This is a genomic window from Achromobacter denitrificans NBRC 15125 (assembly GCF_001571365.1).
Lineage (GTDB): Bacteria > Pseudomonadota > Gammaproteobacteria > Burkholderiales > Burkholderiaceae_B > Achromobacter > Achromobacter denitrificans.
Genome location: NZ_BCTQ01000031.1, coordinates 1 through 11,692, shown reverse-complemented (window position 1 = coordinate 11,692; position 11,692 = coordinate 1). Strand labels below are relative to the sequence as shown.

Below are 11,692 nucleotides of genomic sequence, written 5' to 3'. Positions count from 1 at the left end.
AAGCGAGGTCAGGTGAGCGGGTGCGCGCTGATCCAGGCGACCAGCAGGCTGACGGTCAGCACCGATGCCACGGTGGAGACCAGGATGGCGCGCGAGGTCACCCGCGCGTCGCGGCCGTACATGGCGGCCAGCATGAAAGGGCCGGTGCCGATGGGCAGGGCGCTCATCAGCACGGCGGTCCAGGCCCACATGGGCGGCATGGGGAAAACATAGAAGGCCAGCACCGCGGTGACGGCGGGCTGCAGCAGCAGCTTGCCCGTCACCAGGCGCAGCACGCCCGGCCCGGAGCTGGACGTTTCGGTCTGCGCGAGGAACAGGCCGATCGTCACCAGCGCGCACGGGCTGGCCGACGCCCCCAGGAGGGTCACGTAGCGATCCAGGCCTTCGGGCACCGGCACGCCGGTGAACGCCCACGCCAGGCCCAGCACCGGCGCGGCGAGCAACGGATTGCGCATCAGCGCGCGCCCGACCTTGAGCAGGGTGGCGCGCAGGCTGGGCGCCTGCTGGCGGTCGAATTCGATGAGCGCGATGGCGAAGCCGAACAGGACGCTGGCGGTAAGCAGGGTGGTGAACGTGGCGGGCGCCAGGCTTTCCGCGCCGAACAGCGCCAGGCAGAGCGGGATGCCCATGTAGCCCGCGTTGGCGTAGGACGCGGCCAGGCCCTGGATGCTGCGGTCGGTGAGCGCGCGCTGCGTGCGCCGGGCCCCGAGGAACGACGCCAGGAACGTGGCGGCGATGCCGCCCGCGAAGGCGGCGACGAAGCCCCAGTGCGCGGCCCGCGCCAGGTCCACCTGCGTCATGGCGCGAAACAGCAGCGCGGGCAGCGACAGGTAGACGACGTAGCGATTGAGCGCGTCCGTGGCGGCGGGCCCCAGGATGCGCCAGCGGGCGGCCAGCCAGCCGGTCAGGATCAGGGCGAAGACCGGCAGGGCGGCGGTAATGACGGCGTTCATGGATAGCGAGGCGGAAGGGCGGTCATTCTAGCGCGGCGCCGCCGGCTTGGCGCGGGTGACGAGCAGGATGCCGATCGCGGCCAGCGCCATGCCCGGCCAGGCCAGCGCGGGGATGGGCTCGTCCAGGATCGCCAGCGCGATCACGGCCGTGCAGGGCGGGACCAGGAAGAACAGGGCCGATACGCGCGAGGCTTCGCCGTGACGGATCATGGTGAGCAGCAGCGTGATGGCCACCAGCGAATTGCCCACGACGAGATAGGCCAGCGACGCCCACAGCGGGCCGGTCCATTCGATGCGCATCGGTTCCAGCCAGAAGGCCAGCGGGGCGGTGACGGCCAGGCCGACGGCATACTGGACCATGTTGGAGGCGACCGGATGAGTCTGCGTGCCGAAGCGCTTTTCATACAGCGTGCCGCCAGTGATGCAGAGCAGGGCGCCGACCGCGAACAGCAGGCCCAGGGGCGACAGCACGTCGATCGAAGCCTTGGCCACGATCACCAGCGCGGCGCCCGACACGCCCAGGCCCAGGCCAGCCCAGCGCCGGGCATCGACCTGCTCGTGCGCGATCGCCGGGGCCAGCAGTCCGATCAGGATGGGTTGCAGCGAGGTGATCAGCGCAATGCCGCCTGCCGACATGCCTTGCTTGAGCGACAGGTAGGTGAAGCAGAAGTAGCCTGCCTGCAACAGCAGGCCGACCATGGCCAGGTGGCCCCAGGCGGCCGCGCCGCGCGGCATCGGCGGACGCAGCAGCAGGAGCACGGGCGTCAGCAGCACTACCACGCAGGCATAGCGCAAGGCCAGGAACGTCATGGGGTCGGCGTAGGCCAGCCCGACCTTGAGCACGACGAAACCACTGGACCAGAGAAGCAGGAAAAGCGCGGGCGCGGCTTTCAGCCACGCGGGGGGAGCGGCAGGCGGCATGTCGGGACAGGGTCGGCTTGGACTAGGGCCTGTTAACACTAAAAGGAGCCTCGCACAGGCCCGTAATCGGGGGCTTGGCTAGGCGCAGACACTGCCGCGTGGCTGTGCCACGCAAAGTGGCTGCAACGACGCCAGGCGCCCGATTACGGGCCTGCCCGAAGGGTGAGTACCCCAATGGGCGGCTCTCTGCGTTGCGAATGCTCGCCGTGGTCCCGCCACGACTGCGCTTCGCGCCTTGATAGCCGCCCATTGGGGTACTCATGCGAGGCTCCTTTTAGTGTTAACAGGCCCTAGCCGCGATCGTACCCCCTTTTGGGTCGCCTTCATCCCTGCGAAAATGCGGCGTAGGATTCTTTTATTCATTTGCTGCACGCGAGGGATGGACATGTCGACCAATAAACAAGCCACGGTGCGTATCGCCCTGGGAACCTGGGATCGCTTGCGCGACGACGCCTATTCGGTGCGCCACGAGGTGTTCGTGGTCGAACAGAAGGTGCCGCCCGAAGTCGAGCTGGACGACGACGACGCGGTGTCGGTGCACGCCGTGGCCTACGGGCCCGACGGCGCGCCGATGGGAACGGGGCGGCTGTTGCCCGATGGCCATATCGGCCGGATGGCGGTCCACAAGCGCGCCCGCGGGATGGGCGTGGGCGGCCAGTTGCTGGATGCGCTGATCGAACAGGGGCATGGCGACGGCCATCGCATGCTGGTGCTGCACGCGCAGACGCATGCGGCGGGTTTCTACAAGGCGCACGGATTCACGGTGGAAGGCGACGAGTTCGTCGAGGCCGGCATTCCGCACGTCGTGATGACGCGCACGCTGAAGTAGGGCGCGGCTGCCGGGCCCGCGGCCCCGGCAAAAGCGCGAAACAAAGAAAAAACCCCGGACGCTTACGCGTTCGGGGTTTTTTTGGCGCATCACGCAGGTACCTCGTGATGTAATAATTGGTGCCCAGGAGAGGACTCGAACCTCCACACCTTGCGGCACATGGACCTGAACCATGCGCGTCTACCAATTCCGCCACCTGGGCGCTGTCGCTTCACTTGTCGCTTCGCTTTCGCGTCGTTTCTTGTTCAGCAGCAGAGGAATGAGATTATGCACACTTTTTTAGAGGTGTGCAAGTCGTGTGGCGTTTTTTTCACTTTTTTTTGGTTTTTTTTTGGCGCGAGGGTCGTTTGCGACTTTCGATATAGTGTCGCCCCATGTCCCGCTCCCTTTGCACGCGCTGTCTGCGCCCTCGATCGCACTGCCTGTGCGCGCTGATCCCCTCGCTGTCCTGCCGTACCCGCGTCGTGGTGCTCCAGCATCCGAGCGAGGCGCGCCATGCCTTGAATACGGCGCGCCTGGCCGTGCTGGGGCTGGCCGGCGCGCGCCGCGTGGTGGGCGAGCGTTTCGCGGAAGCGGACTGGGCGGCGCCCGGCCACGCGCCGCGCCTGCTGTTTCCGGGCGAGGGCGCCGAGGTGCTGTCGCCCGGCTACGGGCGGGACCTGGGCATGCCCGTACAACTGATCGTGCCGGATGGAACCTGGGGGCATGCGCGCAAGCTGCTGCACATCAATCCCGCGCTTGCCGCCTTGCCGCGCGTGATGCTGCCCGCCGGGTTGTCCACGCGCTACCGCGTGCGTCATGCCGACATACCGGGCGCGCTGTCCACGATCGAGGCGGTGACGCACGCTTTGAACGCCATCGAGGCGCCGCGCAATTTCGATGCGCTGCTGCAACCGTTCGAGGCCTTGATCGACGGGCAGATCGCGGGCATGGGCACGGATCTGTATGCGCGCCACCACCTGAACCGGAAGGTGCCGTGGCGATGAGGGGCGCCGGCGTGAAGCGGCGATAGGGCGAGGGCGCCGAAAAGCAAAAGCCCCGAAAATCTTGCGATTTTCGGGGCTCTTCAGCTTTTACTTATCAAGACATCATGTGATGTCTCGACCGGAATTCCGTGGTGCCCAGGAGAGGACTCGAACCTCCACACCTTGCGGCACATGGACCTGAACCATGCGCGTCTACCAATTCCGCCACCTGGGCACTGAGAGATACTGTCAGAAGGATGTGATACGCTGCCGCCCTGATTGCATTGGTTTAGTTAAAACACATTAACTAAAACATGCTTTCCAGGCGAAGTTGGTTTTACAATGAACCCAGTTTTTGAATTCGGCTGCTTAACCAAGCGCAGCTGGGTTTACCTCCCGGAGCGGTTAACGTTAGCGGTTAACAAAACCGGTTAACAAAAACCCTCTGGGTATGCAAAACTCCAACCCTACTGACCATTTTCTGCTTCAGTGTTCAGCCTTGGGCGAACCACAGAAGCTGCGCATTATATACGGAAATTTTAGCTTTGGCAAAACGATCGAATAACGAATCGAATAACAACAGATCAACACCCTTGCCCGAAGCGCCGCCGGACTTCGATCCCGATGTCCCGTCTCGTGAAGCCATCCTGAAAGCGCTGCGTGCCGCGGGCTCGCCGCTGTCTCCGGTGGAGCTGGCCGAGCGCATGGGCATCGAGCGCCCCGCAACGATGGTGGGGTTCGAGCGCCGGCTGGGCGCGATGGAACGCGACGGGCAATTGATGCCCAACCGCAAGGGCGTGTTGCTGCTGGCCACCAAATTGGACTTCGTCGCCGGCAAGGTGCTGGGGCATCGCGACGGCTTCGGCTTCCTGTTGCGCGACGACGGCGGCCCCGACCTGTTCCTGTCGCCGCGCGAAATGCTCAAGGTGCTGCACGGCGACCGCGTGCTGGTCAAGCCCACGGGCGAATACCGCGGCAAGCCGGAAGGCACCATCGTCGAAGTCATCGAACGCCGCACCAACAAGCTGGTGGGGCGCTTCCTGCACGAGCACGGGCTGTCCATCGTCGTACCCGAAGATCAACGCATCAAGCACGACATCCTGATCCCGCCCAGCGACACCAACGGCGCCCAGCACGGGCAGGTGGTCGCGGTCGAGATCATGGAACAGCCGACCCGCCACACGCAGCCGCTGGGCCGCGTGGCCGAGGTGCTGGGCGAGATCGACGATCCCGGCATGGAAATCGAGATCGCGGTGCGCAAGTTCGACGTGCCGGTCGAATTCTCGGAAGCCGCGCGCAAGCAGGCCGCGCGCCTGCCCGACGTGGTCCGCAAGGGCGATCTCAAGGACCGCGTCGATCTGCGCGACGTGCCGCTCATCACCATCGACGGCGAGGATGCGCGCGACTTCGACGACGCGGTCTATTGCGAGCCGGTGGAACTGGGCACGGGCCAGCGCAAGCGCCCCGGCTGGCGCCTGCTGGTGGCCATCGCCGACGTGAGCCATTACGTGCGCCCGGGCGACGCGCTCGACGACGACGCCGTGGAGCGCGGCACCAGCGTGTATTTCCCGCGCCGCGTCATTCCGATGCTGCCGGAATCCCTGTCCAACGGCCTGTGCTCGCTGAACCCCGACGTCGACCGCCTGGTGCTGGTCTGCGACATGGTCATTCCCGCCAGCGGCGCCAAGGCCGGCACGGTCACGGCCTATCAGTTCTACAACGCCGTCATGCATTCGCATGCGCGCACCACCTATACGAATATCTGGGCGGCCCTGCAGCAGCCCGGCGGCCCGGCCGCGCACGCCATGCGCAGCGTCATGCCGCAGGTCCAGCACCTGTACGAGCTTTTCCAATTGCTCTCGCAGGGGCGCAAGAAGCGCGGCGCGATCGACTTCGACACCGTCGAAACCAAGATCGTGTGCAACGAGCTCGGCCGCATCGAGCAGATCGTGCCGTCCGTGCGCAACGACGCGCACAAGCTGATCGAAGAGTGCATGCTGGCCGCCAACACCTGCGCGGCCGACTTCATGACCCGCAGCAAGCATCCGGGCCTGTACCGCATCCACGAAGGCCCCACGCCGGAACGCCTGCAGTCGCTGCGCGAATTCCTGCGCACGATGGGCCTGTCGCTGGGCGGGGGCGATACCCCCACCGCGAAGGACTACGGCGATTTCCTGGAATCGGTGCGCGGGCGCCCCGACTACCAGCTGTTGCAGACCATGTGCCTGCGCTCCATGCAGCAGGCCGTCTACAGTCCCGACAACATGGGCCACTTCGGCCTGGCCTATCCGGGCTACAGCCACTTCACGTCGCCGATCCGCCGCTATCCCGACCTGCTGACGCACCGGGTGATCAAGGCCCTGCTGGCCGGGCAGCGCTATGTGCCCAGCCTGGACGACCACCCGGTCGTCATCGGCCGCACGCAGCGCGAACACGAGCATGCCATCTGGGAAAAGATGGGCCTGGTCCTGTCGGCCAGCGAGCGCCGCGCCGACGAAGCCTCGCGCGACGTCGAAGCCTGGCTCAAGTGCTGGTTCGTCAAGGAGCGCGTGGGCGAGGATTTCAGCGGCACCGTCACCGGCGTGGCCAGCTTCGGCGTCTTCGTCACGCTGGATACCCTGCACGTCGAAGGCCTGGTGCACGTGTCGGAGCTGGGCGGCGAGTACTTCCAGTTCAACGACGCCCTGCACGAGCTGCGCGGCGAGCGCACCGGCATGCGCTACCGCCTGACCGACAAGGTGCAGGTGCAGGTGTCGCGCGTGGATCTGGAAGCCCGCCGCATCGAATTCCGCCTGGTGCAGGGCACGAGCTTCGACGCGTTGCGCAAGGCGGCGGCCCGCGGGCCGGACGAGCCGTCGCGCCGCGTGAAGAAGGCGGCCTCGCCCAAGCCGGCCGCCCTGAAGGGGCAGACCGCCAAGGAGCGGCGCGCCGAGGCCAAGAAGGCCAGCAAGCCGCCCAGGGCGCCCAAGGCATCGAAGCGGGCGGCGCCCGCCAAGAAGGCCGCGCACAAGCGCCATTGAGGCCGGTTCAGGGCTCCGCCGTCGTCTGGCGGCGAGCCATACGGCGAGCCATACGGCGGGCCATACGGCGAGCCATAAGGGGTAACATTGCGTTTATGGCCGGCCTCGTCCGGTGGCCCGCCCCGCTCTGGGGCGGGTATTCGTTTATCTAAAGGTATTGCATTTATGGCGTCGACCCAAGTTCTGGCCGGGTTTCACGCGGTTGTCGCGCGGTTGCGCCACGCGCCCGAATCGATCAAGGAAATCTATGTAGAGGCGTCGCGCCGCGACAAGCGGATGCAGACGTTCATCGAGCAGGCCGAGAAAGCGGGCTGCCGCCTGCATCCGGTGCCGATGGAACGCCTGGACGGCCTGGCCCGCGGCACCCGCCACCAAGGCGTCGTGGCGCTGGCCGATGAGCGCCAGCTGGCGGTGGACGTGGACGAGGTGCTCGACGTGATCGAGGGCCCGCCGCTGCTGCTGATCCTCGACGGCGTGACCGATCCGCACAATCTGGGCGCCTGCCTGCGCACCGCCGACGCCGCCGGCGTGCACGCGGTCATCGCCCCGCGCGACCGCGCCGTCGGCCTGAACGCCACCGTGCAGCGCGTGGCTTGCGGGGCGGCCGACACGGTGCCCTATCTGATGGTGACCAACCTGGCGCGTACCATGCGCTCCCTGAAGGACCGCGGCGTCTGGCTCGTCGGCACCGACGACCAGGCCGGCGAGAGCATGCACCAGATCGAGGCGCGCCAGCCGATGGCCTGGGTCATGGGCGCCGAAGGCGAGGGCATGCGCCGCCTGACGCGCGAAACCTGCGACCAGCTGGTCCACATCCCGATGCTGGGTTCGGTGGAAAGCCTGAACGTCAGCGTGGCCAGCGCCGTCTGCCTCTACGAAACCGTGCGCCAGCGCCGCGCCTGATCCGTCCGCTACGCCCATCCAGTCAGTCGAACACCTTCCTATCGCGTCCCCCATCATGCACGAGAACGGCTTTACCACCACGATCCTCCATTCCGACCGCAAGCAATCCGTCGAGCACGGAGCGGTGCACAAGCCCATGCATCCGTCGTCGGAGTTCGCATACGACGACGCGCGCGAACTCGCGGCGGTGTTCCAGGGCAAGGCGGGCTTCACGTACGCGCGCCAGGGCACGCCCACCACCACGGCGCTGGAAGCCAAGATCAGCCAGATGGAAGCCGGCAAGGGCAGCGTCACCTTCGCCACCGGCATGGCCGCGCTGGCCGCCATCTTCACCACGCTGCTGCGCCGCGGCGACCACCTGGTGTCGAGCCAGTTCGTGTTCGGCAATACCAACAGCCTCTTCGGCACGCTGCAGGAACTGGGCGTGGAGATCACCTTCGTCGACGCGACCGACTCCTCGCAGGTGCGCGCGGCGATCCAGCCGAACACGCGCATGGTCTTCACCGAAACCATCGCCAACCCGGGCACGCAGGTGGCCGACCTGGCCGTGATCGGCGAGATCTGCCGCGAGAAGGGGCTGGTCTACGTCGTGGACAACACGCTGACCTCGCCCTGGATGTTCCGGCCCGCCTCGGTGGGCGCCTCGCTGGTGATGAATTCGCTGTCCAAGTACATCGGCGGCCACGGCAACGCGCTGGGCGGCGCGGTGACGGACACCGGCCTGTACGACTGGTCGGGCTACGAGAATATCTACGAGGCCTACCGCAAGGGCGCGCCCACCGCCTGGGGGCTGACGCAGATCAAGAAGAAGGGCCTGCGCGACATGGGCGGCACGCTGGCGGCCGAACCGGCGCACCGCATCGCGGTGGGCGCCGAGACGCTGGCCCTGCGCATGGCCAAGCACAGCGCCAACGCGCTGGCGCTGGCGCGCTTCCTGGAAGGGCACCCCGGCGTGGCCAAGGTGCATTACCCCGGCCTGGCCAGCCATCCGCAGCACGCGCGCGCCGCGGCGCTGTTCGGTTCGCGCTTCGGCGGCCTGCTGGGCGTGGAGCTGGCCGACGGCGTGGACTGCTTCGACTTCCTGAACCGCCTGCGCATCGTCCTGATGGCGACCCACCTGGGCGACACCCGCAGCCTGGCGCTGCCTGCCGCGCACACCATCTATTACGAGATGGGCGCCGAGCGCCGCCAGCAGATGGGCATCGCCGACAGCCTGATCCGCGTGTCGGTGGGCATCGAGGACGAGGCCGATCTGCTGTTTGATTTCGATCAGGCGCTCAACGGCTGCCTGAAGGGATAATGCGGCACGCGCGCGCCTTGCGGCTGCGCGCCCGAGAACGCAAACGGGGCTGGACCCATGCTGATACAGATAGCAGAGATTTTCACGCCGGAAGAAGCCGCGGACATCCGGCGCCGCCTGGACGCCGCCGATTGGGTGGACGGCAAGGTGACGGCCGGCTACCAGTCGGCCGAGGTGAAGCGCAACCGCCAACTGCCCGAGCAGCATCCGCTGGCGCAGGAACTGGGCAACCTGATCCTGCAGCGCCTGGCGGGCAACAACCTGTTCATGTCGGCGGCGCTGCCGCGCAAGATCTTTCCGCCGCTGTTCAACCGCTATGAAGGCGGCGAGGCCTTCGGCTATCACGTCGACAACGCCGTGCGCGGCATCACCGGCACGGCCGAGCGCGTGCGCACGGACCTGTCGGCCACGCTGTTCTTCTCCGAGCCGGATTCCTACGACGGCGGCGAGCTCGTCATCGACGATACCTACGGCCCGCGCGCGGTGAAGCTTCCGGCGGGGCACATGGTGCTGTATCCCGGAACCAGTCTGCACAAGGTGAATCCGGTCACGCGCGGCGCGCGCGTGTCGTCCTTCTTCTGGATGCAGAGCCTGGTCCGCGAAGACAGCCAGCGCGCCCTGCTCCTGGACATGGACGTGGCCATCCAGCGCTTGAACCAGGATGCGGCGGGGCATCCCTCCATCGTGCAGCTGACCGGGATTTACCACAATTTGCTGCGTCGATGGGCGGACGTCTGAAGCAAGCTTGATGCGCGGTAACGCAGTGTCGCGCAAACACCGAATTGCGCGTTTCTGTTTATTGCGAAAACGGCTAAAAGCTAGTATTGGCGCGGGTTATGGTGAGGTTTTCGCTTGACAGCCGCGCCACGCCAGGGCCTAATACACGTCTGCGTCGCTGACGATTTGAAGGCTTTTAGCCATCGGATCCTAAGCGGCGCAGCAGTTTAAAAGTTGTGCTTTGCAGCGCAAGAAAAAAGTTTATCCACTGTCTGTTCGTCGTTTGTCGGGTCTTGCGTCTTTCGTGGCGTCCAATCATGACGGCCATGGACTGCACCTCCGGCAGACTCCACACCTTGTGAGGGGTACACCTGCATGAACAAAACCGAACTCATCGATCACATCGCCAGCAAGGCCGACATCTCCAAGGCTGCTGCCGGCCGTTCGCTCGACGCCCTGATCGGTGCCGTCAAGACCACCCTGAAGAAGGGCGGTACGGTTACGTTGGTTGGCTTTGGCACGTTTGCCGTGTCGGCTCGCGCCGCTCGCACCGGCCGCAACCCGCGCACGGGCGAAACCATCAAGATCAAGAAGGCCAAGGTGCCGAAGTTCCGTCCGGGCAAGGCCCTGAAGGACGCCGTCAACTAATGGGCGGCGGGCAGGTCGCGGGGCGTTTCCGCCTAGCGATTTGCCGATGAGTGCGCGGTCCGGTATACTCCGGCCCGCGTATTGCTTTTGAGTGCCCCGGTTGGCAGTTGCTTGTACGGATTTTTTGCGAATTTCGTCTTGAGGCTGCATCAGAATGGGTGCTTAGCTCAGTTGGTAGAGCGGCGCCCTTACAAGGCGTAGGTCACAGGTTCGACCCCTGTAGCACCCACCAAAAGCACCGCGGCGGCCAGGCCTGCTTCAAAGCGCCGGCCCAGGCCCCGGCAAGACGATCCGCCCATGGGCTGGCAACATCCCGACCGCACTCCGCAAAAAACCCGCACACGTCGCCGTGGCGGGTTTTTTGTTTTGCATTCCGTTTGACCTCGATCAGCAGTGTTACGCTGTTTCAGACGAAATAGGACGTGCGAATCATTCGCATTTAAGATATTATTATTGGCTTGTACCGGCCAGCCGGCGCCGCCTTCGCGTGCGCGCCTTCCTACCAGCGGGCCGGATAAGTCAATGCTCCCTGGCTGATTCATGCCTAGTCTTCAACGCGGTTGGAATTCTTCTTCGCGGTCTTCATTCGGTATACGCGCAGGCGCTGGCCTGGCGGTCCTCGCGATTCATGCGGCAGTGATCGGCGCCATTTTCATGGCGCCCGAGAATCGTCCCGAGCTCGAAGAGCCCGAGGCCATCATGGTGAGCGTGGTGGATGCGCCCGTCCCCCAGATCGCCAAGGCCGAGCCCACTCCCGAAGTGCCGCAGCCGGTCACGGAACCTCCGCCCGAACCGCAACCCGAGATCGAGCCCGAACCCGAGCCGGAACCTGAACTCAAGCCCGAGCCGGAACCCGAGCCCGAACCCGAGCCGGTGGTTGAAAAGCCGCCCATGCCGGCGCCCAAGCCCAAACCCAAGCCGAAACCCAAGCCCAAGCCCCAGCCGAAGCAAGAGGTCAAGCAGGAGGTGAAGCCGGAAACGCCGCCCCAGCAGACCCCGCCCAGCGGCGCGCCGGAAGGCACGCAGGCGCCGCAAGGCCCGCAGCAGGGGCCGCCGCCGGATCAGCCGGTGCTGGTGTCCAGCATCGAATTCCAGGGCGCGCGCCCGATGCCGAATTACCCTATGGCTTCGCGCCGCATGCGTGAAGAGGGCAGGGTGGTGGTGCTGGTGGAAATCAATACCCAGGGCCTGGTCGAGCGCGCAACCATCGATGCGTCCTCGGGCTTCCCGCGCCTGGACGAGTCGGCGCTGGCCGCCGCCCGCAAGGGTCGTTTCAAGCCTTATACCCGTAATGGCGTGGCCTATCCCGCCAAAGCCAAAATTCCGTTCGATTTCGTCATGAGGAACTGAGATGTCCAACGCACTGCATAGCGCCACCCTGGTGGCGCAGGCGACTACCAGCCCGGCCGCGCCGGCTGCCGCCGCGCCGGCCGCCG

10 protein-coding genes and 3 tRNA genes are annotated in these 11,692 nt (G+C 65.9%); 9 read left to right on the top strand and 4 right to left on the bottom strand.

Features of this window, described 5'->3' with window-relative positions; genetic code table 11:
• Positions 1–8: 8 nt before the first annotated feature.
• Positions 9–953 carry an AEC family transporter gene (locus tag ADE01S_RS22585; RefSeq protein WP_062683991.1) on the bottom strand — a complete coding sequence of 315 codons (945 nt, stop codon included), beginning with the start codon at positions 951–953 and terminating at the stop codon, positions 9–11.
• Between the two features lie 27 nt (positions 954–980).
• Positions 981–1,874 carry a DMT family transporter gene (locus tag ADE01S_RS22580; RefSeq protein WP_062683990.1) on the bottom strand — a complete coding sequence of 298 codons (894 nt, stop codon included), beginning with the start codon at positions 1,872–1,874 and terminating at the stop codon, positions 981–983.
• 379 nt (positions 1,875–2,253) lie between these two features.
• On the opposite strand from ADE01S_RS22580, the gene ADE01S_RS22575 reads away from it, so the two are divergent.
• Positions 2,254–2,703 carry a GNAT family N-acetyltransferase gene (locus tag ADE01S_RS22575; RefSeq protein ID WP_370511549.1) on the top strand — a complete coding sequence of 150 codons (450 nt, stop codon included), beginning with the start codon at positions 2,254–2,256 and terminating at the stop codon, positions 2,701–2,703.
• Positions 2,704–2,820: 117 nt separating this feature from the next.
• Here ADE01S_RS22575 and ADE01S_RS22570 read toward each other — a convergent pair.
• Positions 2,821–2,905, bottom strand: a tRNA-Leu gene (locus ADE01S_RS22570).
• A 172-nt stretch (positions 2,906–3,077) separates the two neighbouring features.
• On the opposite strand from ADE01S_RS22570, the gene ADE01S_RS22565 reads away from it, so the two are divergent.
• On the top strand, positions 3,078–3,689 hold the full coding sequence (locus tag ADE01S_RS22565) for a tRNA-uridine aminocarboxypropyltransferase (protein ID WP_062683989.1): 612 nt from the start codon (positions 3,078–3,080) through the stop codon (positions 3,687–3,689).
• A gap of 129 nt (positions 3,690–3,818) precedes the next feature.
• Here the strand turns inward: ADE01S_RS22565 and ADE01S_RS22560 are convergent.
• Positions 3,819–3,903: transfer RNA gene (locus ADE01S_RS22560), tRNA-Leu, on the bottom strand.
• A gap of 310 nt (positions 3,904–4,213) precedes the next feature.
• Between ADE01S_RS22560 and rnr the strand changes: the two genes are divergently transcribed.
• From rnr to ADE01S_RS22525, 7 genes are all read left to right on the top strand, one after another.
• Positions 4,214–6,688 (top strand): ribonuclease R, encoded by a 2,475-nt coding sequence (gene rnr, locus ADE01S_RS22555; RefSeq protein ID WP_062683988.1) that lies wholly within the window; start codon positions 4,214–4,216, stop codon positions 6,686–6,688.
• A 165-nt stretch (positions 6,689–6,853) separates the two neighbouring features.
• Positions 6,854–7,591, top strand: coding sequence for a 23S rRNA (guanosine(2251)-2'-O)-methyltransferase RlmB (gene rlmB, locus ADE01S_RS22550; protein ID WP_062683987.1), 738 nt, complete (start codon positions 6,854–6,856; stop codon positions 7,589–7,591).
• Positions 7,592–7,646: 55 nt separating this feature from the next.
• The gene (locus ADE01S_RS22545) at positions 7,647–8,891 is read left to right on the top strand and encodes a cystathionine gamma-synthase family protein (protein ID WP_062683986.1); all 1,245 of its coding nucleotides are present in this window, start codon (positions 7,647–7,649) and stop codon (positions 8,889–8,891) included.
• A gap of 57 nt (positions 8,892–8,948) precedes the next feature.
• The gene (locus ADE01S_RS22540; protein ID WP_062683985.1) at positions 8,949–9,629 is read left to right on the top strand and encodes a Fe2+-dependent dioxygenase; all 681 of its coding nucleotides are present in this window, start codon (positions 8,949–8,951) and stop codon (positions 9,627–9,629) included.
• Positions 9,630–9,983: 354 nt separating this feature from the next.
• Positions 9,984–10,256, top strand: coding sequence for an HU family DNA-binding protein (locus tag ADE01S_RS22535; RefSeq protein WP_003812968.1), 273 nt, complete (start codon positions 9,984–9,986; stop codon positions 10,254–10,256).
• A 156-nt stretch (positions 10,257–10,412) separates the two neighbouring features.
• A tRNA-Val gene (locus ADE01S_RS22530) sits at positions 10,413–10,488 on the top strand.
• A 308-nt stretch (positions 10,489–10,796) separates the two neighbouring features.
• Positions 10,797–11,606 carry an energy transducer TonB gene (locus ADE01S_RS22525; RefSeq protein ID WP_062683984.1) on the top strand — a complete coding sequence of 270 codons (810 nt, stop codon included), beginning with the start codon at positions 10,797–10,799 and terminating at the stop codon, positions 11,604–11,606.
• The last annotated feature ends 86 nt before the right edge of the window (positions 11,607–11,692 follow it).

Coding starts and splice junctions, on each gene's coding strand:
- ADE01S_RS22585 (WP_062683991.1), bottom strand. CDS start 953: ATGAACGCCGTCATTACCGCCGCCCTGCCGGTCTTCGCCCTGATCCTG.
- ADE01S_RS22580 (WP_062683990.1), bottom strand. CDS start 1,874: ATGCCGCCTGCCGCTCCCCCCGCGTGGCTGAAAGCCGCGCCCGCGCTT.
- ADE01S_RS22575 (WP_370511549.1), top strand. CDS start 2,254: ATGGACATGTCGACCAATAAACAAGCCACGGTGCGTATCGCCCTGGGA.
- ADE01S_RS22565 (WP_062683989.1), top strand. CDS start 3,078: ATGTCCCGCTCCCTTTGCACGCGCTGTCTGCGCCCTCGATCGCACTGC.
- rlmB (WP_062683987.1), top strand. CDS start 6,854: ATGGCGTCGACCCAAGTTCTGGCCGGGTTTCACGCGGTTGTCGCGCGG.
- ADE01S_RS22545 (WP_062683986.1), top strand. CDS start 7,647: ATGCACGAGAACGGCTTTACCACCACGATCCTCCATTCCGACCGCAAG.
- ADE01S_RS22540 (WP_062683985.1), top strand. CDS start 8,949: ATGCTGATACAGATAGCAGAGATTTTCACGCCGGAAGAAGCCGCGGAC.
- ADE01S_RS22535 (WP_003812968.1), top strand. CDS start 9,984: ATGAACAAAACCGAACTCATCGATCACATCGCCAGCAAGGCCGACATC.
- ADE01S_RS22525 (WP_062683984.1), top strand. CDS start 10,797: ATGCCTAGTCTTCAACGCGGTTGGAATTCTTCTTCGCGGTCTTCATTC.